Here is a 23096-nt window from a genome sequence, read left to right as displayed (position 1 = left end):
CCGTACGGGGGTCGGCGGACGGCCGAAGGCCGAGGGGGCCGGTCGGGGGCCGGCAGCGGGCCCGGCTCAGCTGTCGGGGGCGGCCTGCCGGGGCAGTGCCAGCACCACGGTGTCGGCGAACTCCCGTACCGCGCTGGTGCGGGAGACCACCCGGCCGCCGTGCACCACCAGCCGGCTGTGGCCGCCGGCCAGGGCGCCGGGGAGGCTGTCGCCGCGCACCGCCAGCAACTCCGCCGGGAAGCCGGCGTCCACCCGGACGGCGGGCAGGCCGAGCCCGATCCGCGCCTGGTTGGACACGGCGTCGTACGCCTCCTCCGGGGTGAGCACGCCGGAGGAGGCCAGCAGGTAGGCGGCCTCCAGCAGATCGGCCCGCGCGACCGGCGCGCAGAGATCGCGCAGACCGCCGCTGCCCGCCGCCAGCGGCACCCGGGCGTGGGCCAACTCCCGCACGACGGAAGGCTGCAGGCCGCCGGGCGGGCGCTCGGCGCCGGCGCAGCCGCCGTGCTGCGGCAGGCAGACCACCCGGACACCGGCACTGGCCAGCACGGTGGAGCTGCCGGGCGCCAGTGCATCGCACGGGCCGATCGTCACCCTGGGCCGCAGTGGCGCCAATGCGCCTATCATCCGCGCGAGTTGGGCGGGGTCGGCAGCCGAGCAGTGCAGGTCGACCGGGCAGTCGGCCTCACGTGCCGCCTCCAGCAGCACCTGGACGTAGCCGAGCGGGTCGGGGTCGAGCTCCGGGCAGCCGCCGGCGGCCGCGGCTCCGAGGTCCAGGGCGTCGCGCAGCTGCGCCCGGCCGTCCGCGCCGGCCCGGCCGGTGAGCAGCCGGGGCATGGCCACCGCCTGGAGCTCGGCCAGGCCGCGCAGCGCCTGCCCGGCGGTGAGGACCGCCTCCAGCCGGCCCAGCCCGTGCACGTCGCCGATCCTGACGTGGGTGCGCTGGGCGGTGGCGCCGTAGGCGAGCGAGGTGAGGGCGGCCTCGGTGACCCGGCGGACGAGTTCGGCCGTGCCGCTTGGCGGCGGCCCGGGCAGGGAGGCGGAGAAGGCGGTGTCGTGGTGGGCGTGCGCCTCGGCCGGGGCGGGCAGCAGCAGGTAGCCGGTGAGGTCGATGCGGGCCCCGGTGGTGACGGTGGGCGTGCCCGGCATCGCCTGCAGCGGGCCGAGGCTGCCCGGGGTGCCGACGGCCTGGATGCGGTCGCCGCTGATCCGGACGTCGACGACCCGCCCGTCGGCGAGCCGTGCGCCGGCGAGCAGCAGGACGGGGCCGTGGGCGAGCGGGTCGTCGCCGGACGGGCCGGAGTGCGGTCCGTCGGAGGGTGCGCTGTCCCCGGTCATCGGCCGCTCCTCCACGTCGCGCTGCCCCGCGGGCCCGGCAAGATCCGTACGGCACACCCTAGGCCGAGGGCGGGCGGGGAGCGCGCAGGCGGGGGAAAGTCGTATCGGTCGGGGCCGCAGGGACGCGGGCGCCCTCGAACGGCCGTACCGGGACCGAGCACCCGCGCGGCCCGCCCGACCTGCGATCTTCCGGGTCGGATACGGATTTCACCTCTGGCCCGGAACCGTGTAATCTCTTCCTCGTTCGCCCCTATAGCTCAGTCGGTAGAGCGTCTCCATGGTAAGGAGAAGGTCTGCGGTTCGATTCCGCATGGGGGCTCTGGTGAAAGGCCCTCCGCCCCGGCGGGGAGTCGGTCATCAAAGCGGTGTAGCTCAGTTGGTAGAGCAAGCGGCTCATAATCGCTGTGTCACCGGTTCAAGTCCGGTCACCGCTACCCCGCGTAGTCGATCGGGGGGTCAAACTCCCGATCGGCTACACTTGTCTGTGTTCTTATTCGTTGTCCCAGGAAGGCACTCCCGTGGCTGCCACCGACGTCCGCCCGAAGATCACGCTGGCCTGCGTGGAGTGCAAGGAGCGGAACTACATCACCAAGAAGAACCGGCGCAACGACCCGGACCGTCTTGAGATGAAGAAGCACTGCCCGCGTTGCAACGCCCACACGGCGCACCGCGAGACCCGCTGACTTTGCCTCGACTCCAGGCCGCTCCCCCGTGCGGGGCGCGGCCTGGAGTCGTTTTCGCATGCCTTCATGGCGGTTGACCAGAGGAGTTGCCCATGCCGCTCGACCCCTCCTTCATCGGGCGGACCTATCCGCCCACCGCGCCGTACGAGGTCGGCCGGGAGAAGATCCGCGAGTTCGCCGTGGCGATCGGTGACGCCAATCCCGCGTACACCGACCCGGAGGCCGCCAAGGCGTTCGGCCATTCGGATGTCATCGCGCCGCCGACCTTCCCCTTCGTGATCACGTACGCGGCTGCCGCGCAGGTCGTGACCGACCCCGAACTGGGCCTGGACTACAGCCGGGTGGTGCACGGCGACCAGAAGTTCGCGTACACCCGTCCGGTCAGGGCCGGTGACCGGCTGACCGTCACCGTGACCATCGACTCGATCAAGTCGCTGGCCGGCAACGACGTGCTGTCGGTGCGCGGCGAGGTGAACGACGAGTCCGGCGAGCACGTGGTGACGTCGGTCATGACCCTGGTCGCGCGCGCGGCCGACGAGGCGGGGGAGTGAACCCGATGGCGATCAGCTTCGACGAGGTCGAGGTCGGCACCGAGCTGCCGGCGCAGTCCTTTCCCGTGACGCGCGCCACTCTGGTGCAGTACGCGGGCGCATCCGGCGACTTCAACCCGATCCACTGGAACGAGAAGTTCGCCCTGGAGGTCGGCCTGCCGGACGTCATCGCGCACGGCATGTTCACCATGGCCGAGGCGGTCCGCGTGGTGACCGACTGGGTCGGCGACCCGGCCGCAGTGGTCGAGTACGGCGTCCGCTTCACCAAGCCGGTACCGGTGCCGAACGACGGCGTCGGCGCGGTGATCGAGGTGTCCGGGAAGGTCGCGGCACTGCTGGACGACCGCCGGGTGCGGGTCGACCTGCTGGCGACCAGCGGCGGCCAGAAGGTGCTGGGCATGTCCCGGGCCGTGGTGCAGCTGGGCTGAGCGTTCGAGGTGAGGGGCGGGCCTGCCGGCGGCGGGCCCGCCCCTTCGTCTTCCGTGGTGCCGGTCCCCGGACATGCGTCCTGGCTCCCCCTTGTCACGGCAGGCGGTCGGCGAGCGGTCCGCGGGCCGGCCGCGGCGCTCTGACGTGACCATAACCAGCTCGCCGAGCGGGCGGCAAGGCGTCGTTGAACCCTTGACGACGCGTCCGCCGGAGTCCGGGGCCGCCGCAGCTGCCGCATGCTCAGTCGCGGCAAGGCGCGTGCGTATTCGATGCACGGCCGGACGGTCCGTCATTTTTATTTATTCGGCCGGAGTTCAGGAACAATGTTCCTTCCGGTCAGTACATTTCCTGTGCGTTGCAGGGGCGTTGATTTACGCGGAGTTGGTTGCACGCTCGAACAGCGCTCGCGTACGGTCCTGACCCGGGACGAGGCGGAGTGTTCGCCACCGCTCCCGCCGTCACCGTTCACCCATCGACCGAGATGCCGCATTGCCGGAGTCCTCGCAGGTCAGGCCTGCGTGTGCCCGGGTGCGGCCCCGTCGCGCCATCGTGTGAAGAGCCCTGAATCCGCGTCTGCCGCGCATTGTCGGCGGGCGATTCCCGGCTACCCTCCCGCTGCTCCGGCTTTGCCGCGGATTTACCTGCGGGAGTTCCCGGAAATGTTCTGACCGGACGAAATCACCGTACCTGGGGAAGGACCGACCGTGCCTGTCGTGACCGCCGTTGAGGCCCAGCAGTGGCTGATCGAGAAGATCGCCCACCGGCTCGGAGTGCCGTCGGAGGACGTCCCGCCGGAGCAGTACTTCGACGAGCTCGACCTCGACTCCACCGAGGCGCTCATCCTCGCCGGGGAGATGGAGAACTGGCTCGGCTTCGAGCTCGGGACGACCACCCTCTGGTACCACCCGAGCATCAAGGACCTGGCCGAGTACATCGCGGAGGAGTCCGCCGCACGCGCCGGGGAGAACCATGCGGCCTCGGCGTGACGCCGGCCCCGCCGTCGTCCACCGGCTCGCCGAACCGGCGGACGGCCGGGGCACGGTGTACCTCGTCCACCCCGGGGCCCTCGCCGCGACCGTCCACCGGACCCTCGCCGCGGCGCTGCCCCCGGGCACCGGCCTGACCGTCCTCGACCTGTCCGCCCTGCCGGCCTACTGGGAGGCCGCCCTCACCGGCGGCCGGGCCGACACCAGCATCGAAGAGCTCGCCGACCGCATCGGCGAGGAGCTGGCCGCACTGCACGACGGCGGCCCGTACGCCCTGGCCGGCTGGTCCTTCGGCGGCGTCGTCGCCCAGGCGCTGGTCGGACGGATGCCCGCCGGCCTGCGCCCCGAGCGGCTCGTCCTGCTGGACAGCATCGCACCCACCCCGGAGTACCAGCAGCCCGACGACGCCCTCGAACCACCGCTGCTGCTCGGCTGGTTCGCGATGTACCTGGGCGCCAAGCGCGGCCGCCCGGTGACCGTCGACGAGGGCCGGCTCGCCGGCTGCAGCACCGAGGACGGCCTGCGGCTCGTGCTCGCGGCCGCCGCCGGGAGCGGTGCGCTGCCCGCGGACACCCCGCCGGCCGGCCTGCGCAAGCTCTACGACACCTACGTGGACGGCCTGTTGCGCAACAACCGGCTCACCGTGCCGTACACCGCGCGCGCCTGCGGCGTGCCGCTCGTCCTGGTGACCGCCGAACGCAGCCTCCTGCCGGGCGACCGCACGCTCGGCTGGGAAGCGCTCGCCCCGCACGGGCTGGACGTCCACCACTGCCCCGGCGACCACTACACCATGCTCGACCGACCGGACGCCGCCGCCGTGATCGCGCGCCTGCTCCGCCCCGCCGCCCCCGCGCGGCGCACACCCGTACCGAAGGTCTGACGCAGGCCGTTCCGTACGGGCCCCGGCCGCCCGAACCCCGGCCGGTGCCCGGCCCTCCGAGACCGAGAGAGCCCTGCCGTGAACACCTCGAAGCCCACCAGCCCCCTGCCCGACGCGGAGCTCGGCCGCCGGCTCGCGGACGAGCCGGTCGCCATCGTCGGCCTCTCCGCGCTCTTCCCCAAGTCCCGCGACCTGCGCGAGTTCTGGGGCAACGTGATGTCCGCCGCCGACTGCATCGAGGACGTGCCGAGCACCCACTGGGACGTCGCCGAGCACTACGACCCCGACCCGGCCGCACCCGACAAGACCTACGCCAGACGCGGCGGCTTCATGCCCACCGTCCCGTTCAACCCGATGGAGTTCGGGTTGCCGCCGACCACCCTGGAGGTCACCGACGTCCTCCAGCTGCTCAGCCTGGTCGTCGCCCGCGACGTGCTGCGCGACGCCGGCGCCGACCGGCCCTGGTACCGGCCCGAGCGCACCGGCGTCGTCCTCGGCGTCACCGGCGCCAACCAGCTCACCCAGCCGCTCTCCGCCCGGCTGCAGACCCCCGTGCTCAAGGAGGTCGTCCGCAGCTGCGGCCTCAGCGAGCGCGACGCCGAGGAGATCGCCGAGAAGTTCAGACTCGCCTTCGCCCCTGGGAGGAGAACTCCTTCCCCGGCATGCTCGGCAACGTCGTCGCCGGCCGGATCGCCAACCGGCTCGACCTCGGCGGCACCAACATGACGATCGACGCCGCCTGCGCCAGCTCGCTCGCCGCCACCAAGGCCGCCGTCAGCGAACTGCTGGAACACCGCGCCGACACCATGATCGCCGGCGGCTGCGACGCCGAGAACACGATCTTCATGTACCTCTGCTTCAGCAAGACCCCCGCCTTCTCCAAGGCCGGCCGCATCCGCCCCTTCGACAAGGACGCCGACGGCACCCTGATCGGCGAGGGCATCGGCATGGGCAGCGGGTCGACTGGCAGACGGTGGAGGGCGGTTCGGTCCACTACGTGCGCAAGGCGATCGCGGCGATCGACCCCAAGCCGCGGCTCGGCGAGCGGGTGCTCTCGGTCACCGAGCAGCCGGACGGGGTCACCGTGGCGACCGCGTCCGGCGCCGAGCGCTTCGACCACGCGGTGGTGGCCGTGCACGGCGACCAGGCGCGCGGACTCCTCACCGAGCCCGACGCCCTGCAGCGCGAGACGCTCTCCCGCATCCGCTACAACTCCTCCGTCGCGGTGCTGCACACCGACCCGTCGGTGATGCCGGCCGACCGCTCCCGCTGGGACAACTGGAACTACGGCAGGGCCACGGTCGGCGGCGAGGTCCGCCCGTACGCCGCCTACTACATGAACCGGCTGCACGGATTCACCTCCGAGCAGGACTACTTCGTCACCCTGGACTGCCCGCTGACGGTGCGCGAGGAGTCGGTGATCCGCGAACTGCACTACGAGCACCCGGTGATCGACCTGGACCTGGGGACCCTGCAGAAGACGATCTACCGGGTCAACGAGGGCACCCGGATCAAGCTGTGCGGCTCGTACTTCCACTCCAAGCAGCTGCACTACGACCAGATCGGCTCGCACGAGGCGGCGTTCTCCTCGGGGCTGGAAGCGGCGGAGCAGTTGCTGCGCGGGCTCGGGCGCTGAGACCGGAGGCGTTCCGAGGGCACAGTCCGTCCGAAGAAAAAAGCTGGCATTGGAAAGCTCCACTCTCTATAGTGGATAGCGCAAGGTTCCACTATCGGTTTCGGCGGGCCGCCGAACAGTGGCTCGCCGCGCAGGCGACCGAGGAAGGCTGTTTTCATGCCCACGCTTCCCTGGATCACCCCGAACCCTTCCCGGCCGCAGACCCGCGCCCTGGTCATGGCCTCCCGCTTCGAGGTCCGCTCGTTCGCCGACGTGCCGCGCTTCTTCCTGAAGTCGCTGGCCGCCTGGCGGCAGGTCCGCACCGCGCCCGGTGCGCTCGGCGCCTCGCTCATCGCCCAGCCGCTCAAGCGCACCTTCTGGACCCTCTCCGCCTGGGAGACCCGGGAGGCGCTCTACGCCTACGCCAAGGCCGAACCGCACTACTCGATCATGACCTCGCTGCGCTCGACCATGGACAACTCCACCTTCACCTTCTGGGAGGTGCCGGTGGAGGAGCTCCCGATCGTCTGGCCCGACGCGCGGCGCCGGCTCGCCGAGCAGCGGCAGTCCGACGCCGCCGCGGCCGAGGGTGCCGCCGAAGCCTGACCGCCGTACGTCCCGGGCGGGCCGCATCCCGGCCCGCCCGGGCCCAGTCGCACCACGACCACTGCGCCACGACCGAAGGAGAAAGCTGTCATGTCCTCGACAGGATTGCGGTCCGCCCCGGCCGGGGACCGCCCGGCCGACGGCGGCCGCACCGTCCCGCTCTGGCTGTCGATCGTCGCCTGCAGCGTGCCGATGTTCATGGTCGCGCTGGACAACCTGGTGGTGTCCACCGCCCTGCACACCCTGGCCGTCGACCTGAAGGCCGACACCCGGGACCTCCAGTGGTTCGTCAACGCCTACGTCCTCAGCTTCTCCTGCCTGCTGCTGATCGGAGCCGCACTCGGCGACCGCTTCGGCCGCCGGAGGATCTTCGTCCTCGGCATCGCGATCTTCACCCTCTCCTCGATCGCCTGCGGCCTCGCCGACACCAGCGCCCAGCTGATCGCCGCCCGCACCGTCCAGGGCTTCGGCGCCGCCGCGGTCATGCCGCTCTCGCTGACCCTGCTCTCGCACGCCGTCCCCAAGCGGCTGCGCAGCCTCGCGCTCGGCCTGTGGGGCGCGGTCAGCGGCCTCGCCATCGCACTCGGCCCGGTGGTCGGCGGCGCCGTGGTCGACGGCCTCGCCTGGGAGTGGATCTTCTGGATCAACGTGCCGGTCGGCGTGCTCGCCGTCCCGCTCGTCCTCAAGGTGCTGCAGGAGAGCCGCGGCGAGCGGGCCGGCCTCGACCTGGTCGGCATGCTCCTCGCCTCGGCCGGCCTGCTGGCCCTGGTCTGGGGCATCGTCAACGGCAGCGAGGACGGCTGGACCTCTGGCCGGATCGTCGCCGCCTTCGCCGCCGGCGCCGTCCTGCTGGCCGCCTTCGTGCTGTGGGAGCGCCGGGTCGAGCACCCGCTGCTGCCGCTCGGCTTCTACCGCATCCGCGCCTTCACGCTGACCAACGTGGTCTCCGCCGCGATGTACTTCGGCGTCTTCGGCTCGATCTTCTTCCTCTCCCAGTACCTGCAGATCGCCCCGTACCGGACCCCGCTGCACGCCGGTGTGCTCACCCTGGCCTGGACGCTGATGCCCATGTTCATCGCGCCGGTCGCCGGAGCGCTCACCGACCGGGTCGGCGGCGGGCGGCTGATGGCCCTCGGCCTCTTCCTGCAGGCGGCCGGCCTCGCCTGGATCAACCTGGTGACCACCGACGACACCCCTTACTCCCGCCTGGTCGGCGCCATGCTGGTCGCCGGCGCCGGCATGGGCTTCGCGATCGCCCCGACCGCGGCCGTGGTGCTCGGCGCGGTCGGCCCGGAGCACCGCGGCAAGGCCTCCGGCGCCAACACCACCGTCCGGGAGATCGGCGGGGCGCTCGGCATCGCGGTGCTGAGCAGCGTCTTCCTGGAGTACGGCAGCCCGGCGAACGCCCAGGACTTCGTCGAGGGCCTGCACCCGGCGGTCTGGGTCGGTGTCGCGGTGGTGGTCTTCGGCGGCATCTGCGCCCTGTTCATCCCGCGCCCGCCGCGCCCGGCCGCCGAGCCCCCGGCGGACGTACCCGCGGACGAGCCCGCCCCGGCCAACGCCTGACCGGTGCCCCGCAAGGGGCGCGGGGAACTGCGCAATTGGGATACGGGCCACCTCGAAGATCACGGCTGGGCCATGCCGTCGTGACGTCCGCGCTCGCGCTGCGCAGTTCCCCGGGCTCCTGAACCGACCCGAGTGCCCCCGAATGCGACTCCTGGAATGCCGAAGGCCCCCGAGCTCCCGGGGGCCTTCGGCGTGTGCGGGGTCAGCCGCGGGTGCCCTCGAAGGCGCGGTGCGAGGCGTCGGCCTGGGCCAGCCGGCGCATCGCGCCGATCAGGGCGTCGCCGAGGACGGTGCCCAGCACCGCCCCCTCCACCTTGCTGTCCAGCCCCTCGCGCCGGCCGATCAGCGCCAGCTCGGCGGTGGAGAGCCGGGCGGCGGCGACCGCGTAGTCGTCGAAGATGTCGAGCAGGTCGTCCTGCCCGAGGTCGCGGAAGGTCACCACCAGCTGGGCGAGCGCCTGCCGGGCCGGGTTGCCGGGCTTGACCCGCCAGCCGTGCCGCTCGACCAGCTCTTCGACCAGCTTCTCCGCGCTCTCCCAGGCGTCGGGGTCGGTGGCGGCCACGGCGGGCGTGACGGCGGCCTGGGCGATGCCGAGCACCTGGTGCAGGCTGTTGCCGGGTTCGTCGATGGCCTGCAGGACGTCCCGGGTGGCGGCCACCGAGAGCTTGCCGACCTCGACCATCGCGCGGACGAGCTTCAGCCGGTGCACGTGGGCCTCGCCGTACTGCGCCTGGTTGGGGCTGGTCAGCTCGCCGCCGGGCAGCAGGCCCTCCCGCAGGTAGTACTTGATGGTCGGGACCGGCACCCCGGTCCGACGGCTCAGCTCTCCGATGCGCATGGCGTCCCGTCTGTTGGGGGTCGGGGAGGTCCGCCGGGCGGGATGCGGACCAATATGGATAGCATACGTCTCCACTATCGACGGCGGGCCGCGACGGCGGGCACCGGCACCGGACCGCCCGCCGGCCCGTATACCGTGGTGGGCGTGCAGGTACTCCAGAACGCCCCGCTCGCCCCGCTGACCACCCTCCGGCTCGGCGGCCCCGCCCGCCGGCTCGTCACCGCCACCACCGACGAGGAGGTCGTGGCGGCCGTCCGCGAGGCCGATGCGGCCGGCGAGCCGCTGCTGGTCCTGGGCGGCGGCTCCAACCTGGTGATCGGCGACGCCGGCTTCGACGGCACCGTCCTGCGGATCGCCACCCGCGGCTTCACGCTGGACGGCACCCGTCTGGAGCTGGCCGCCGGCGAGGTCTGGGCCGACGCGGTCGCCCGCACCGTCGAGGAGGGCCTGGCCGGCATCGAGTTCCTGGCCGGCATCCCCGGCTCGGCCGGCGCCACCCCGGTGCAGAATGTCGGCGCGTACGGCCAGGAGGTCGCCGAGACCGTCACCGAGGTCGTCGCCTACGACCGGCAGGCGGGGGAGACGGTCACCCTGGCCAACGCCGAGTGCGCCTTCTCCTACCGGCACAGCCGCTTCAAGGCCGACCCGCACCGCTACGTCGTGCTGCGGGTGCGCTTCGCCCTGGAGGACGCCGCCGGACAGTCCTCGCCGGTCAAGTACGCCGAGGTCGCCCGGACACTGGGCGTCGGCGCGGGGGAGCGGGTCGACCTCGCCACCGCCGCCGACACCGTGCTGAAGCTGCGGGCCGGCAAGGGCATGGTGCTGGACCCTGAGGACCACGACACCTGGTCGGCCGGCTCCTTCTTCACCAACCCGGTGCTCACCGCCGAGCAGTACGCGGCCTTCGCCGCCCGGCTCGACGGCCTGACCGCCCCCGCCTTCCCCGCCCCGGACGGCTGCACCAAGACCTCCGCGGCCTGGCTGATCGACAAGGCCGGCTTCACCAAGGGCTACGGCGCCGGCCCGGCCACCCTCTCCACCAAGCACACCCTGGCGCTGACCAACCGGGGCTCGGCCACCACCGAGGACCTGCTGGCGCTAGCGCGCGAGGTCCGCGACGGCGTGCGCGCCGCCTTCGGCGTGGAGCTGGTGAACGAGCCGGTGATGGTCGGCGTCGCCCTCTAGCCCGGCCGGGCTGTCCAGCCAGGCGTCGATCTCGGCCAGCAGCTCCTTGCGCACCGACTCGGGTGCGAGCGAGCCGCGCACCGACTGCCGCGCCAACTCGGCGAGTTCGGCGTCGGTGAAGCCGTGCACCGTCCGGACGAGGCCGTACTGGGCGGCCAGCCGGGAGCCGAAGAGCAGCGGGTCGTCCGCGCCCAGGGCCATCGGCACCCCGGCGTCGAAGAGGGTCCGCAGCGGCACGTCCTCGGCGCGCTCGTAGACGCCGAGCGAGACGTTGGAGGAGGGGCACACCTCGCAGGTGACGCCCTTCGCGGCGAGGCGCTCCAGCAGCCGCGCGTCCTCTGCGGAGCGCACGCCGTGCCCGATCCGGCCGGCGCCCAGGTCGTCCAGGCAGTCCCGGACGGACTCCGGGCCGGACAGCTCGCCGCCGTGCGGGGCCGCCAGCAGCCCGCCCTTGCGGGCGATCTCGAAGGCGCGGTCGAAGTCGCGGGCGAGGCCGCGCCGCTCGTCGTTGGAGAGGCCGAAGCCCACCACACCCCGGTCGGTGTAGCGCACGGCGAGCCGGGCCAGGGTGCGCGCGTCCATCGGGGACTTCATCCGGTTGGCGGCGACCACCACCCGCATCCCCACCCCGGTGGCCTCGGAGGCCTCCCGCACCGCGTCGAGGATCAGCTCCAGCGCGGGGATCAGCCCGCCCAGCCGGGGCGCGTACGAGGTGGGGTCGACCTGGATCTCCAGCCAGCGGGAGCCGTCCCGCTTCTCGTCCTCGGCGGTCTCGCGGACCAGTCGCCGGATGTCGGACTCGTCGCGCAGCACCGACCGGGCGGTGTCGTAGAGGCGCTGGAAGCGGAACCAGCCGCGCTCGTCGGTCGCCCGCAGCCTGGGGGGCTCGCCCGAGCTCAGTGCCTCCGGCAGCCGCACGCCGTGCTTGTCCGCCAGCTCCAGCAGTGTGGCCGGACGCATCGACCCGGTGAAGTGTAGGTGGAGGTGGGCCTTGGGAAGGGCGGCGACGTCGCGCGGGGCGGAAAGGCGATCCATCCACCGATCCTGCCGTATTCCGGAAGCAAACGGGAACCGCCCCCTGAACATCCCTCGAAAGAATGAGTTTCAACGAGGTGTCAGGGGGCGGCCCGCGGGGCGGGGGAGCGTCAGTCGCGCGCCTCGGCCAGCAGCTGCTGGATGCGGGTCACGCCCTCGACCAGGTCCTTGTCGCCGAGCGCGTACGACAGCCGCAGGTAGCCGGGGGTGCCGAAGGCCTCACCGGGGACGACCGCGACCTCGGCCTCGTCCAGGATCAGCGCGGCGAGCTCGGAGGAGCTGGCCGGACGCTTCCCGCGGATCTCCTTGCCGATCAGGGCCTTGACCGAGGGGTACACGTAGAACGCGCCCTCGGGCTCCGGGCAGAGCACGCCGTCGATCTCGTTGAGCATCTTCACGATGGTGCGGCGGCGGCGGTCGAAGGCGGTCTTCATCTCGTCGACGGCCGACAGGTCGCCGGCGACGGCGGCCAGCGCGGCCACCTGCGCCACGTTGGAGACGTTGGAGGTGGCGTGCGACTGCAGGTTGGTGGCGGCCTTCACGACGTCCTGCGGGCCGATCAGCCAGCCCACCCGCCAGCCGGTCATCGCGTAGGTCTTGGCGACGCCGTTGACCACGATGCACTTGTCGCGCAGCTCGGGCAGCAGCGCCGGCAGCGAGGTGAACTCGGCGCCGCCGTAGACCAGGTGCTCGTAGATCTCGTCGGTGAGCACCCACAGACCGTGCTCCAGCGCCCAGCGGCCGATCGCCTCGGCCTCCTCGCGGGTGTACACCGCGCCGGTCGGGTTGGACGGCGAGACGAACAGCACCACCTTGGTGTTCTCGGTGCGGGCCGCCTCCAGCTGCTCGACCGAGGCCTTGTAGCCGGTGGTCTCGTCGGTGACGACCTCGACCGGCACGCCGCCCGCGAGCTGGATCGACTCCGGGTAGGTGGTCCAGTACGGGGCCGGGACGATGACCTCGTCGCCCGGGTCGAGGATGGCGGCGAAGGCCTCGTAGATGGCCTGCTTGCCGCCGTTGGTCACGAGCACCTGGGAGGCGTCCACCTGGTACCCGGAGTCGCGCAGCGTCTTGGCGGCGATCGCGGCCTTGAGCTCGGGCAGGCCGCCGGCCGGCGTGTAGCGGTGGTTCTTCGGGTCCTGGCAGGCGGCGACGGCGGCGTCGACGATGTAGCCCGGGGTCGGGAAGTCGGGCTCGCCCGCGCCGAAGCCGATGACGGGGCGGCCGGCCGCCTTGAGGGCCTTGGCCTTGGCGTCCACGGCGAGGGTGGCGGACTCCGCGATGGCGCCGATCCGGGCGGACACCCGGCGGTCGGCGGGACGGATGCTGGCGGGGGTGGAAGCGCTCATGCCTGCATCGTCGCAGAGTGGGCACCGGCCGGGCAGTGCGGTTCCAGCATGCGTACCGGCCGTCCCACGATGTGTCCGGGCAGGTCGCCGGGCGCGTCGTGGCAGGCCCCCGACGGGGCCGTCGCCGAAAGAGGTTCGACCAAACGCTCAAGAACCCGTACACTCGACCACCGATGGCCCCCCGCGGTACCGCCCGGAGATGCGTACACCACGCAGAGTTCCGGATGCGGTAGGTTGGGGGTCAACTCCGGGGCCGCGAGGCACCGTAGGGCACTAGCTCAATTGGTAGAGCACCGGTCTCCAAAACCGGCGGTTGGGGGTTCGAGTCCCTCGTGCCCTGCTGCTTGATTCGTACCGAGCCCGTTCGCTCCACAGAGCGAGCGGGCTTGATGCGGAGAGGGCCCCGCCAGCAATGCACTTCGCCGGACCGGCGCGCCCCGTGCGGGCACGCCCCTCGGCAGGACCCGGATTCAGGTGAGGACGAGTGACGGAGACCACGGGCTCCACCGCGACGCCTGAGAGCGGCAACCCCGAGGGTGCCGACGGCGCTGCCGCCACGCCTGACGAGGCGCTCTCCCGCCGCGACCGCAAGCGCGCCCGCAAGGCGCAGGGCGGCGGAAAGTCGGGCAAGCGGGCCAAGAAGGGCCTGTTCGCCCGCATGGCCGTTTTCTACCGGCAGATCATCGCCGAACTCCGCAAGGTCGTCTGGCCGAGCCGCGGCGAGCTGATCCAGTACACCACCGTCGTCGTCGTCTTCGTCGTCGCGATCATGCTCGTGGTCTACGGCCTGGACACCGCGTTCGCCAAGCTCAGCCTGTGGGTCTTCGGCTGATCCCGCGCGGCTGACCGGCGGGATTCCTCCTCCGCAGTCGCCCGGGCACACGCCTGGGCGAGCTGCCCGGACACCGCCCGACCCGATCGCCCCCGCCCGGCGCCGGCGCCCCGTTTCCCTCAGGGACGGGAGACCGGGCCGGGCTTTCGGCGCCGACCGGACGGGCCAGCTACCGTTGACTCGGTACTGTTGAGGTATCCGTTACACATCCCAGGAAAGAAGCAGCGCCCGTGTCTGAGTCCCCCCTGTACGACGCCGACGAGACCGTCCGCGACGCGGATGTCGCGGCCGAGGCCGCCGACGCCGAGGCTGCGGAGCAGATCCTCGACGCCGCGGACGCCGACGAGGACGAGGTCGAGGCTGCGGACGAGGCGGAGGCGGGCGTGCCGGCCGAGGCCGCCGCGCTGCACGAGGTCTCCGACACCGAGGCCGTCGCCGAGGAGGCGTTCACCGCCGAGGCGGAGGAGAGCGACCCGGTCGCCGAGTTCCGCGAGAAGCTCCGCATCGCGCCGGGCGAGTGGTACGTCATCCACACCTACGCCGGGTACGAGAACCGCGTGAAGCAGAACCTGGAGCAGCGCTCCGTCTCGCTGAACGTCGAGGACCGCATCTTCGAGTCGGCCGTGCCGCAGGAAGAGGTCGTCCAGATCAAGAACGGCGACCGCAAGACCATCCGTCAGAACAAGCTCCCCGGCTACGTCCTGGTCCGCATGGAGCTGGACGCCGAGTCCTGGGGCGTCGTCCGCAACACCCCCGGCGTCACCGGCTTCGTCGGCAACGCCTACGACCCGTACCCGCTGACGCTGGACGAGGTCGTCAAGATGCTCGCGCCGGACGTCGAGCGCGCCGCGGCCAAGGAGGCCGGCAAGGCCTCGCCGGTCCGCCCGGTCGAGGTCCAGGTGCTCGACTTCGAGGTCGGCGACTCGGTCACCGTCACCGACGGTCCGTTCGCCACCCTGCAGGCGACCATCAACGAGATCAACCCCGACTCGAAGAAGGTCAAGGGTCTGGTCGAGATCTTCGGCCGCGAGACCCCGGTCGAGCTGTCGTTCGACCAGATCCAGAAGAACTGACACCGGTCTTCGGCTTCGGGGCGGGGCGCAGGCCCCGCCCCGGAGCCGTTTTGGTCCAGGACCGCATCAGCGGTTAGCCTGGTCCGATGTGCGTGTTGGCGGCCGGGTGTCGCCCCGGCCGATGCACGCACCAGCAATCACCTCTCGGAAGGACCCGGAGAGACATGCCTCCCAAGAAGAAGAAGGTCACGGGGCTTATCAAGCTCCAGATCAACGCCGGTGCGGCCAACCCGGCCCCGCCGGTCGGCCCCGCGCTGGGTCAGCACGGCGTCAACATCATGGAGTTCTGCAAGGCCTACAACGCTGCGACCGAGTCGCAGCGCGGCATGATCGTGCCGGTGGAGATCACGGTCTACGAGGACCGCACCTTCACCTTCATCACGAAGACGCCGCCGGCCGCGCGCCTCATCCTGAAGGCCGCCGGCATCGACAAGGGCTCCAGCGAGCCGCACAAGACCAAGGTCGCCAAGCTCACCGGCGCCCAGGTCCGCGAGATCGCCACCGTGAAGCTCCCCGACCTGAACGCCAACGACCTGGACGCCGCGGCGAAGATCATCGCCGGCACCGCCCGGTCGATGGGCATCACCGTCGAGGGCTGATCAGCCCAGTCGTCCCCGTGGTAGGGCCGAGCGCGGCCCGCTCCCACCACGAACTCCTCCCTCCTTGCCCGCCAACGTGCAGGAGGGGCTCATCTTTCAGGAGAAGCAGTGAAGCGCAGCAAGGCCCTCCAGGCCGCGGACGCCAAGGTCGACCGCAGCCGCATCTACGCCCCGCTCGAGGCTCTCCGCCTCGCCCGGGAGACCTCCACCACCAAGTTCGACGCGACCGTCGAGGTTGCCATGCGCCTGGGTGTCGACCCGCGCAAGGCCGACCAGATGGTCCGCAGCACCGTCATCCTCCCGCACGGCACGGGTAAGACCGCTCGGGTCCTGGTCTTCGCGACCGGTGACCGTGCCGAGGCCGCGCGTGCTGCCGGCGCCGACATCGTCGGCTCCGACGAGCTGATCGACGAGGTTGCCAAGGGTCGCCTGGACTTCGACGCCGTCGTCGCCACCCCGGACCTCATGGGCAAGGTCGGCCGCCTCGGCCGCGTGCTCGGTCCCCGTGGTCTGATGCCGAACCCGAAGACCGGCACCGTCACCCCGGATGTCGCCAAGGCCGTCAACGACATCAAGGGCGGCAAGATCGAGTTCCGCGTCGACAAGCACTCGAACCTGCACCTGATCATCGGTAAGGCCTCCTTCACCGACGAGCAGCTGGTCGAGAACTACAGCGCCGCGCTCGAGGAGGTCCTCCGGGCCAAGCCGGCCGCCGCCAAGGGCCGCTACATCAAGAAGATCGCGTTCTCGACCACCATGGGCCCGGGCGTCCAGGTGGACCCGAACCGCACCCGCAACCTCCTCGTCGAGGAGGACCCGGCCTCCGTCTGAGCCACCGTGCTCCGACCGTAGCCGCGTCCTGGGCGCATCGCGCAGTCCGCAACCGACGGGCCCGCACCCCCTTCACCGGGGGTGCGGGCCCGTCGGCCGTTCCCGGCCACGCCCGCGGCCCTGCGCGGCCGCCCGGCCGGGGGTGCCCGCCACGGCCGGGGCCCGGGCATGACAGGGTGAGGGGTCAGCGGGAGACGGCAGCGGGAGGCGGGCATGGCGGCAGGGACGGTGTGCCGGGCGGCGGCGGCCGCGGCGCTGGCCGTGCTGCTGACCGCCTGCGGGAGCGGTGCCGGGAGCCCGCCCGCGTCCTCGCCGAGCGCCTCCGCGGACCCGACCGCGCTCGCCACCCCGACCGACCGCTCCCCGCACGGCGTGCTGCTCGCCGCGCAGCTGGCGATGCACTCGGCCCGCCGGGCCCACTTCAGCGGCAACCTCGGCCAGGACACCGTCGCCGGGTTGCTGTTCTGGGCGCCCAAGACGGTGCTGCAGCTCAAGCGCCCGGGCACCACCGAGCAGCTGATCGTGCTGGACACCACCGCCTACCGGGGCGGCGACGCCGCCACCGCGAACCGGCTCGGCGGCCGGCACTGGGAGAAGTTCGCCGGCGTGCCGGGCGCGGACGGCCAGCGCCCGGTGCCGTACGCCGACACCGTCGACCGGCTCAACCCGGTGGTGGCGCTGACCGCGGCGGTCGCCGCCTCCTCGCCGGAGCAGGTCGGCGAGGAGGAGATCGACGGCACCACGGTCGAGCACTACCGGGTGACCACCACGGTCGCCGACTACGCCGACGCCCAGGCCCAGCTCGCCCCGGCGCGGCGGCAGGCCCTGCGTGCCGCGCTCGGCGACGGCGGCGTGATCACCCTCGACCTCTGGCTGAACGACCGCGACCAGCTCGTCCAGCTGCACCGTGCGGGCTCGGGCGCGGCGGGCCGGGTGGACGACACCCTGCGGTTCGACGAGTTCGGCGGCCCGCTCTCGGTGCAGGCCCCGGCCGAGGCGGACACGGCGGACGCCGGCGGCCGGAGCCTTCCGCCGCTGTAGCGGCCGCCGCCCGCCTGCCGTTCCAAGGGTTCCTGCCCGGATTTGGTCGAAGTGCCGGGTGTCGAGTACGGTGGTGCCTGCCGAAGACCGCTGGTTGTTGTCCTGCGTCCGCAAGGAGGCCGGGCAGCCGAAGGATCTGCGATTCGTCGCGGACGGCCCGCGCAGGAGTGTTTGGAGCTTTGACTTCCGCCCGTCGTGATTCGTTGCGACGGTCGTAGAGGTCGTTCGAGCCCCGTGCGCCTGCGCACTGGGGCTCTCATCGTTTCTGCGTGGGGCTTCCTTCCAGCCGGTGTGTCGAGGCGTTGAATGGTCGACTGCTCCAAGGTCGGCCCGACTTCGACATCACGGAAGGAGGCGTACGCCTATGGCAAGGCCCGACAAGGCTGCTGCCGTCGCCGAGATCACGGACAAGTTCCGTGGCTCCTCCGCGGCGCTGCTGACCGAGTACCGCGGTCTCACGGTGAAGCAGGTCAAGACCCTGCGTCGCTCGCTGGGTGAGAACGCCGAGTACGCCGTGGTGAAGAACACGCTGACCAAGATTGCGGCCAACGAGGCCGGGATCTCCGAGCTGGACGACCTGTTCTCTGGTCCGACGGCTGTCGCCTTCGTCACCGGTGACCCGGTGGAGTCGGCGAAGGCTCTGCGTGACTTCGCCAAGGAGAACCCCGCTCTCATCATCAAGGGCGGTGTCCTTGACGGCAAGGCGCTGTCCGCCGATGAGATCAAGAAGCTCGCGGACCTCGAGTCCCGCGAGGTGCTGCTCGCCAAGCTCGCGGGTGCCCTGAAGGCCAAGCCCTCCCAGGCTGCCGCGGTCTTCCAGGCCCTGCCGTCGAAGCTCGTCCGCACCGTGGACGCGCTGCGCGACAAGGTCGAGCAGGGCGGTGCCGGTACGCCGGCTCCCGCCGAGGACGCGGAGTAATCACTCCCGCCCTCTAGCGGGCCCGTAGTACGCCCGCCAATCCGTACATCCGGCACCACCTGCCGATTTAGTGGAAGGACGCCAATCATGGCGAAGCTGACCCAGGACGAGCTGCTCGCGCAGTTCGAGGAGATGACCCTCATCGAGCTCTCCGAGTTCGTGAAGGCGTTCGAGGACAAGTTCGACGTCACCGCTGCCGCCCCGGTCGCCGTCGCGGGCGTTGCCGCCCCGGGCGCCCCGGCCGAGGTCGCCGAGGAGCAGGACGAGTTCGACGTCATCCTCGACGGCGCGGGCGACAAGAAGATCCAGGTCATCAAGGAGGTGCGCGCCCTGACCTCCCTCGGCCTGAAGGAGGCCAAGGACCTCGTCGACACCGCCGGTGCCAAGGTTCTCGAGAAGGTCAACAAGGAGACCGCCGAGAAGGCCAAGGCCCAGCTCGAGGGCGCGGGCGCCAAGGTCACCGTCAAGTGACTTCCCGCCCCCCTCGAGGGGGCAGGAGGCCGGGCCGGCCACCCTTCAGGGGTGGCCGGCCCGGCCTTTTTCCGTACCCGGACGCCCGGCCCGCAGGGGCCCGCCAGGGCCCCACCGGGCTGTGCACTCGGCCACTGTCGGCGGCGGCCGGTAAGGTGATCGATGTCATCACGGGTGGCTCCCACCACGGGTTCTGTAACGTTCCCGGGGCCGCCTGCGATGGGACGTGCGAGGTCCGCACTCCGGTGGGGGCCTTGACGAACGGCAGCAGGCGCGCGATTCTCGAGGCGCGCGCCGCGCTCGGCCCGTCCGCCCCGGTTGGAGCGGCCCCGGATGCATATTCGGTGGTCCCAGCGGGAAGTGACTCCGAGTAGAGGTGCGGTGGCCCGGGGTTCCCGGGCCGTCGGTTGTACGAGGGCAGGGCACCCCCTGCGGCACGGCTCCCCGGCGGGAGCCGGAGGCGCACGGGATGCGACCGGAGGGAGTGTCCGATTCGGTCTCCGAATCAGGGCTTGTCAGCAGTGTCGCCTTTGGCTACACTGTCCCTTTGCGCTGCCTGTTAGCTGCTCCGTGACTCGTCGCCCGGAGTCTGCGCTGCCCTGAAGGGGTCTGGCACCGCTCTCGTAGACCGGCTCTGACCTGGGGATTCATTCCTTCGGGCGGTGAAGGTTCCCGAGGGTGGGACTGGCCTCCGTCATGGCCCGGCCGGTACGCGCGTAGTGAGCTCCGAGCCCTCGGAAGGACCCCCCTCTTGGCCGCGCCGCGCAACGCCTCGAACAATTCCGCCGCATCCACCGCCCCGCTCCGCGTCTCCTTCGCGAAGATCAAGGAGCCCCTCGAGGTCCCGAACCTCCTGGCCCTGCAGACCGAGAGCTTCGACTGGCTGCTCGGCAACGCGGCCTGGAAGGCCCGGGTCGAGGCGGCACTGGAGAGTGGTCAGGACGTCCCCACCAAGTCCGGTCTGGAGGAGATCTTCGAGGAGATCTCGCCGATCGAGGACTTCTCCGGGTCGATGTCGCTGACCTTCCGCGACCACCGTTTCGAGCCGCCGAAGAACTCCATTGACGAGTGCAAGGACCGCGACTTCACCTACGCGGCCCCGCTCTTCGTCACGGCCGAATTCACCAACAACGAGACCGGTGAGATCAAGTCCCAGACGGTCTTCATGGGCGACTTCCCGCTCATGACCCACAAGGGCACGTTCGTGATCAACGGCACCGAGCGTGTCGTCGTGTCGCAGCTGGTCCGTTCCCCCGGCGTCTACTTCGACTCCTCCCTGGACAAGGTGTCCGACAAGGACATCTACTCCGCCAAGGTCATCCCCTCCCGCGGTGCCTGGCTGGAGATGGAGATCGACAAGCGCGACATGGTCGGTGTCCGCATCGACCGCAAGCGCAAGCAGTCGGTCACCGTGCTGCTGAAGGCCCTCGGCTGGACCAACGAGATGATCCTCGAGGAGTTCGGCGAGTACGAGTCGATGCGCGCCACCCTGGAGAAGGACCACACCCAGGGCCAGGACGACGCACTCCTCGACATCTACCGCAAGCTGCGCCCGGGCGAGCCGCCGACGCGTGAGGCCGCCCAGACGCTGCTGGAGAACCTCTACTTCAACCCGAAGCGCTACGACCTCGCGAAGGTCGGCCGCTACAAGGTGAACCGCAAGCTGGGCAACGGCGAGTCCCTGGACTCCGGCGTGCTCACCGAGCCGGACATCATCAACACCATCAAGTACCTGGTGAAGCTGCACGCCGGCGAGACCGAGTGGCGCGACGACGAGGGCCGCGACATCGTCATCGAGGTCGACGACATCGACCACTTCGGCAACCGGCGCCTGCGCAACGTCGGCGAGCTCATCCAGAACCAGGTCCGTACGGGTCTCGCCCGCATGGAGCGCGTCGTGCGCGAGCGCATGACCACCCAGGACGTCGAGGCGATCACGCCGCAGACCCTGATCAACATCCGGCCGGTCGTCGCCTCCATCAAGGAGTTCTTCGGCACCAGCCAGCTGTCGCAGTTCATGGACCAGACGAACCCGCTGTCGGGCCTGACCCACAAGCGCCGTCTGTCCGCGCTCGGCCCCGGTGGTCTGTCCCGTGAGCGGGCCGGCTTCGAGGTCCGTGACGTGCACCCCTCGCACTACGGCCGCATGTGTCCGATCGAGACGCCGGAAGGCCCGAACATCGGTCTGATCGGCTCGCTCGCCTCGTACGGCCGGGTCAACGCGTTCGGCTTCATCGAGACGCCGTACCGCAAGGTCGTCGACGGTGTGGTCACCGAGCAGGTGGACTACCTCACCGCCGACGAGGAGGACCGTTACGTCATCGCGCAGGCCAACGCCCCGCTGACGAACGACCTGCACTTCGCGGAGCCCCGCGTCCTGGTCCGCCGCCGCGGCGGCGAGATCGACTACATCCCGGGCACCGAGATCGACTACATGGACGTCTCGCCGCGCCAGATGGTGTCGGTCGCGACCGCCATGATCCCCTTCCTCGAGCACGACGACGCCAACCGCGCGCTCATGGGCTCGAACATGATGCGCCAGGCGGTGCCGCTGCTGAAGAGCGAGGCCCCGCTGGTCGGCACCGGCATGGAGTACCGCTGCGCGGTCGACGCCGCCGACGTCATCACCGCCGAGAAGGCCGGTGTGGTGCAGGAGGTCTCGGCCGACTACGTCACCGTGGCCAACGACGACGGCACGTACACCACGTACCGCGCCGCCAAGTTCACCCGCTCGAACCAGGGCACCTCCTTCAACCAGAAGGTGCTCGTGGACGAGGGTGCCCGCGTCGAGGCCGGCCAGGTGCTGGCCGACGGCCCGTGCACCGACCAGGGCGAGATGGCGCTCGGCAAGAACCTCCTCGTGGCGTTCATGTCGTGGGAGGGCCACAACTACGAGGACGCGATCATCCTGTCGCAGCGCCTCGTGCAGGACGACGTCCTCTCCTCGATCCACATCGAGGAGCACGAGGTCGACGCCCGTGACACCAAGCTCGGCCCCGAGGAGATCACCCGGGACATCCCGAACGTCTCCGAGGAGGTCCTCGCCGACCTCGACGAGCGCGGCATCATCCGCATCGGCGCCGACGTCGTCACCGGCGACATCCTGGTCGGCAAGGTCACCCCGAAGGGCGAGACCGAGCTGACCCCGGAGGAGCGCCTGCTCCGCGCGATCTTCGGTGAGAAGGCGCGCGAGGTCCGCGACACCTCGCTGAAGGTGCCGCACGGCGAGTCCGGCAAGGTCATCGGCGTCCGCGTCTTCGACCGCGAGGAGGGCGACGAGCTTCCTCCTGGCGTGAACCAGCTGGTCCGCGTCTACGTGGCCCAGAAGCGCAAGATCACCAACGGTGACAAGCTCGCCGGCCGCCACGGCAACAAGGGTGTCATCTCCAAGATCCTCCCGGTCGAGGACATGCCGTTCCTCGAGGACGGCACCCCGGTCGACATCATCCTCAACCCGCTGGGTGTCCCGTCCCGAATGAACCCGGGACAGGTCCTGGAGATCCACCTCGGCTGGCTCGCCCAGCAGGGCTGGGACGTCTCCGGCCTCGCCGACGAGTGGGCCCAGCGCCTGCAGGAGATCGGCGCCGACCAGGTCGTCGGTGGCACCAACCTCGCCACCCCGGTCTTCGACGGTGCCCGCGAGGACGAGATCACCGGCCTTCTGGACAACACCACGCTCACCCGCGACGGCGAGCGCCTGGTGAACTCCACCGGCAAGGCCCGGCTGTTCGACGGCCGCTCCGGCGAGCCGTTCCCGATGCCGATCTCGGTCGGCTACATGTACATCCTGAAGCTGCACCACCTGGTCGACGACAAGCTGCACGCCCGCTCGACCGGTCCGTACTCGATGATCACCCAGCAGCCGCTCGGTGGTAAGGCGCAGTTCGGTGGCCAGCGCTTCGGTGAGATGGAGGTGTGGGCCCTGGAGGCGTACGGAGCTGCGTACGCCCTGCAGGAGCTGCTCACCATCAAGTCCGACGACGTCCTCGGCCGCGTGAAGGTCTACGAGGCCATCGTCAAGGGCGAGAACATCCCCGAGCCCGGCATCCCCGAGTCCTTCAAGGTCCTCATCAAGGAAATGCAGTCCCTCTGCCTCAACGTGGAGGTGCTGTCCTCGGACGGCCAGTCCATCGAGATGCGGGACTCCGACGAGGACGTCTTCCGTGCCGCCGAGGAGCTCGGCATTGACCTGTCCCGGCGCGAGCCGAGCAGCGTCGAAGAGGTCTGACGGAGGCCGGGCCGGCTGCCCCGCGTGAGCAGCCGGCCCGCCCC

At 71.1% G+C, this 23096-nt stretch carries 22 protein-coding genes, 3 tRNA genes and 1 pseudogene; 22 read left to right on the top strand and 4 right to left on the bottom strand.

Going from position 1 to position 23096, the window contains the following annotated elements; genetic code table 11:
- Positions 1-66 precede the first annotated feature (66 nt).
- Entirely contained in the window at positions 67-1335 is a 1269-nt protein-coding gene (locus tag ACQ614_RS15455; RefSeq protein WP_431679138.1) for a hydrolase, read from the bottom strand.
- Positions 1336-1581: 246 nt separating this feature from the next.
- Between ACQ614_RS15455 and ACQ614_RS15450 the strand changes: the two genes are divergently transcribed.
- The 12 genes and pseudogenes from ACQ614_RS15450 (at position 1582) to ACQ614_RS15395 (ending at position 8651) form a co-directional block, all read left to right on the top strand.
- Positions 1582-1654: transfer RNA gene (locus ACQ614_RS15450), tRNA-Thr, on the top strand.
- 42 nt (positions 1655-1696) lie between these two features.
- A tRNA-Met gene (locus tag ACQ614_RS15445) sits at positions 1697-1769 on the top strand.
- 84 nt (positions 1770-1853) lie between these two features.
- Positions 1854-2018 carry a 50S ribosomal protein L33 gene (rpmG, locus tag ACQ614_RS15440; protein ID WP_004571794.1) on the top strand — a complete coding sequence of 55 codons (165 nt, stop codon included), beginning with the start codon at positions 1854-1856 and terminating at the stop codon, positions 2016-2018.
- Positions 2019-2110: 92 nt separating this feature from the next.
- The gene (locus ACQ614_RS15435) at positions 2111-2569 is read left to right on the top strand and encodes a MaoC family dehydratase N-terminal domain-containing protein (protein WP_363493203.1); all 459 of its coding nucleotides are present in this window, start codon (positions 2111-2113) and stop codon (positions 2567-2569) included.
- Positions 2570-2574: 5 nt separating this feature from the next.
- A complete protein-coding gene (locus tag ACQ614_RS15430) occupies positions 2575-2997 on the top strand; it encodes a MaoC family dehydratase (protein ID WP_363493205.1) in 423 nt (140 codons plus the stop codon).
- Between the two features lie 714 nt (positions 2998-3711).
- On the top strand, positions 3712-3984 hold the full coding sequence (locus ACQ614_RS15425; protein WP_363493206.1) for an acyl carrier protein: 273 nt from the start codon (positions 3712-3714) through the stop codon (positions 3982-3984).
- Positions 3968-4864: a thioesterase domain-containing protein gene (locus tag ACQ614_RS15420; RefSeq protein WP_431679137.1), complete on the top strand. Its 897-nt coding sequence runs from the start codon at positions 3968-3970 to the stop codon at positions 4862-4864. The genes ACQ614_RS15425 and ACQ614_RS15420 overlap by 17 nt, the downstream gene beginning before the upstream one ends.
- A gap of 78 nt (positions 4865-4942) precedes the next feature.
- Positions 4943-5590, top strand: a complete 648-nt coding sequence (locus ACQ614_RS15415; protein WP_431679136.1) for a beta-ketoacyl synthase N-terminal-like domain-containing protein — start codon at positions 4943-4945, stop codon at positions 5588-5590.
- Positions 5527-5754 (top strand): annotated as a pseudogene (locus tag ACQ614_RS15410) (beta-ketoacyl synthase N-terminal-like domain-containing protein); the annotation flags it as partial. The gene ACQ614_RS15415 and the pseudogene ACQ614_RS15410, both read left to right, overlap by 64 nt.
- A 107-nt stretch (positions 5755-5861) precedes the next feature.
- Positions 5862-6500 (top strand): FAD-dependent oxidoreductase, encoded by a 639-nt coding sequence (locus ACQ614_RS15405; protein WP_431679135.1) that lies wholly within the window; start codon positions 5862-5864, stop codon positions 6498-6500.
- Positions 6501-6656: 156 nt separating this feature from the next.
- On the top strand, positions 6657-7085 hold the full coding sequence (locus ACQ614_RS15400) for a DUF3291 domain-containing protein (protein ID WP_431679134.1): 429 nt from the start codon (positions 6657-6659) through the stop codon (positions 7083-7085).
- Between the two features lie 90 nt (positions 7086-7175).
- Positions 7176-8651, top strand: coding sequence for an MFS transporter (locus tag ACQ614_RS15395; protein ID WP_431679133.1), 1476 nt, complete (start codon positions 7176-7178; stop codon positions 8649-8651).
- Positions 8652-8853: 202 nt separating this feature from the next.
- On the opposite strand, the gene ACQ614_RS15390 is transcribed toward ACQ614_RS15395, so the two are convergent.
- Complete coding sequence (locus tag ACQ614_RS15390; RefSeq protein ID WP_431679132.1) at positions 8854-9489, bottom strand: MerR family transcriptional regulator; 636 nt, start codon at positions 9487-9489, stop codon at positions 8854-8856.
- Positions 9490-9633: 144 nt separating this feature from the next.
- Between ACQ614_RS15390 and ACQ614_RS15385 the strand changes: the two genes are divergently transcribed.
- Entirely contained in the window at positions 9634-10674 is a 1041-nt protein-coding gene (locus tag ACQ614_RS15385; protein ID WP_431679130.1) for a UDP-N-acetylmuramate dehydrogenase, read from the top strand.
- Here ACQ614_RS15385 and ACQ614_RS15380 read toward each other — a convergent pair.
- Both ACQ614_RS15380 and ACQ614_RS15375 read right to left on the bottom strand, forming a co-directional pair.
- Positions 10588-11709 (bottom strand): adenosine deaminase, encoded by a 1122-nt coding sequence (locus tag ACQ614_RS15380; RefSeq protein WP_431679129.1) that lies wholly within the window; start codon positions 11707-11709, stop codon positions 10588-10590. The genes ACQ614_RS15385 and ACQ614_RS15380 overlap by 87 nt on opposite strands.
- 110 nt (positions 11710-11819) lie before the next feature.
- Positions 11820-13058 carry a pyridoxal phosphate-dependent aminotransferase gene (locus ACQ614_RS15375; RefSeq protein ID WP_431679128.1) on the bottom strand — a complete coding sequence of 413 codons (1239 nt, stop codon included), beginning with the start codon at positions 13056-13058 and terminating at the stop codon, positions 11820-11822.
- 267 nt (positions 13059-13325) lie between these two features.
- Between ACQ614_RS15375 and ACQ614_RS15370 the strand changes: the two genes are divergently transcribed.
- From ACQ614_RS15370 to rpoB, 9 genes are all read left to right on the top strand, one after another.
- Positions 13326-13398 (top strand) — tRNA-Trp (locus tag ACQ614_RS15370).
- Positions 13399-13542: 144 nt separating this feature from the next.
- Positions 13543-13890 carry a preprotein translocase subunit SecE gene (gene secE, locus ACQ614_RS15365; protein ID WP_431679127.1) on the top strand — a complete coding sequence of 116 codons (348 nt, stop codon included), beginning with the start codon at positions 13543-13545 and terminating at the stop codon, positions 13888-13890.
- A gap of 230 nt (positions 13891-14120) precedes the next feature.
- Complete coding sequence (gene nusG, locus ACQ614_RS15360) at positions 14121-14963, top strand: transcription termination/antitermination protein NusG (protein ID WP_431679126.1); 843 nt, start codon at positions 14121-14123, stop codon at positions 14961-14963.
- Between the two features lie 164 nt (positions 14964-15127).
- Positions 15128-15562, top strand: coding sequence for a 50S ribosomal protein L11 (rplK, locus tag ACQ614_RS15355; protein ID WP_363493238.1), 435 nt, complete (start codon positions 15128-15130; stop codon positions 15560-15562).
- Between the two features lie 108 nt (positions 15563-15670).
- Positions 15671-16393, top strand: coding sequence for a 50S ribosomal protein L1 (gene rplA, locus ACQ614_RS15350; protein WP_431679125.1), 723 nt, complete (start codon positions 15671-15673; stop codon positions 16391-16393).
- 213 nt (positions 16394-16606) lie between these two features.
- The gene (locus tag ACQ614_RS15345; RefSeq protein WP_431679124.1) at positions 16607-17434 is read left to right on the top strand and encodes a hypothetical protein; all 828 of its coding nucleotides are present in this window, start codon (positions 16607-16609) and stop codon (positions 17432-17434) included.
- Positions 17435-17798: 364 nt separating this feature from the next.
- Positions 17799-18353 carry a 50S ribosomal protein L10 gene (gene rplJ, locus ACQ614_RS15340; RefSeq protein ID WP_431679123.1) on the top strand — a complete coding sequence of 185 codons (555 nt, stop codon included), beginning with the start codon at positions 17799-17801 and terminating at the stop codon, positions 18351-18353.
- Between the two features lie 87 nt (positions 18354-18440).
- Complete coding sequence (gene rplL / locus ACQ614_RS15335) at positions 18441-18824, top strand: 50S ribosomal protein L7/L12 (RefSeq protein WP_431679122.1); 384 nt, start codon at positions 18441-18443, stop codon at positions 18822-18824.
- Positions 18825-19575: 751 nt separating this feature from the next.
- Positions 19576-23052 (top strand): DNA-directed RNA polymerase subunit beta, encoded by a 3477-nt coding sequence (gene rpoB, locus ACQ614_RS15330; protein WP_363493246.1) that lies wholly within the window; start codon positions 19576-19578, stop codon positions 23050-23052.
- Positions 23053-23096 lie beyond the last annotated feature (44 nt).

This window comes from Kitasatospora dryopteridis (genome assembly GCF_050749075.1).
Taxonomy (GTDB): Bacteria; Actinomycetota; Actinomycetes; order Streptomycetales; family Streptomycetaceae; genus Kitasatospora.
The sequence above is the reverse complement of the archived record's forward strand: the minus strand, read 5'-3'. Positions and strand labels throughout refer to the sequence as shown.

Bases quoted from the DNA above. Each gene is read 5' to 3' on its own strand.
- ACQ614_RS15455 (WP_431679138.1), bottom strand. From the start codon at position 1,335: ATGACCGGGGACAGCGCACCCTCCGACGGACCGCACTCCGGCCCGTCC.
- ACQ614_RS15435 (WP_363493203.1), top strand. From the start codon at position 2,111: ATGCCGCTCGACCCCTCCTTCATCGGGCGGACCTATCCGCCCACCGCG.
- ACQ614_RS15430 (WP_363493205.1), top strand. From the start codon at position 2,575: ATGGCGATCAGCTTCGACGAGGTCGAGGTCGGCACCGAGCTGCCGGCG.
- ACQ614_RS15420 (WP_431679137.1), top strand. From the start codon at position 3,968: ATGCGGCCTCGGCGTGACGCCGGCCCCGCCGTCGTCCACCGGCTCGCC.
- ACQ614_RS15400 (WP_431679134.1), top strand. From the start codon at position 6,657: ATGCCCACGCTTCCCTGGATCACCCCGAACCCTTCCCGGCCGCAGACC.
- ACQ614_RS15395 (WP_431679133.1), top strand. From the start codon at position 7,176: ATGTCCTCGACAGGATTGCGGTCCGCCCCGGCCGGGGACCGCCCGGCC.
- ACQ614_RS15390 (WP_431679132.1), bottom strand. From the start codon at position 9,489: ATGCGCATCGGAGAGCTGAGCCGTCGGACCGGGGTGCCGGTCCCGACC.
- ACQ614_RS15380 (WP_431679129.1), bottom strand. From the start codon at position 11,709: ATGGATCGCCTTTCCGCCCCGCGCGACGTCGCCGCCCTTCCCAAGGCC.
- ACQ614_RS15375 (WP_431679128.1), bottom strand. From the start codon at position 13,058: ATGAGCGCTTCCACCCCCGCCAGCATCCGTCCCGCCGACCGCCGGGTG.
- rplK (WP_363493238.1), top strand. From the start codon at position 15,128: ATGCCTCCCAAGAAGAAGAAGGTCACGGGGCTTATCAAGCTCCAGATC.
- ACQ614_RS15345 (WP_431679124.1), top strand. From the start codon at position 16,607: ATGGCGGCAGGGACGGTGTGCCGGGCGGCGGCGGCCGCGGCGCTGGCC.
- rplJ (WP_431679123.1), top strand. From the start codon at position 17,799: ATGGCAAGGCCCGACAAGGCTGCTGCCGTCGCCGAGATCACGGACAAG.
- rplL (WP_431679122.1), top strand. From the start codon at position 18,441: ATGGCGAAGCTGACCCAGGACGAGCTGCTCGCGCAGTTCGAGGAGATG.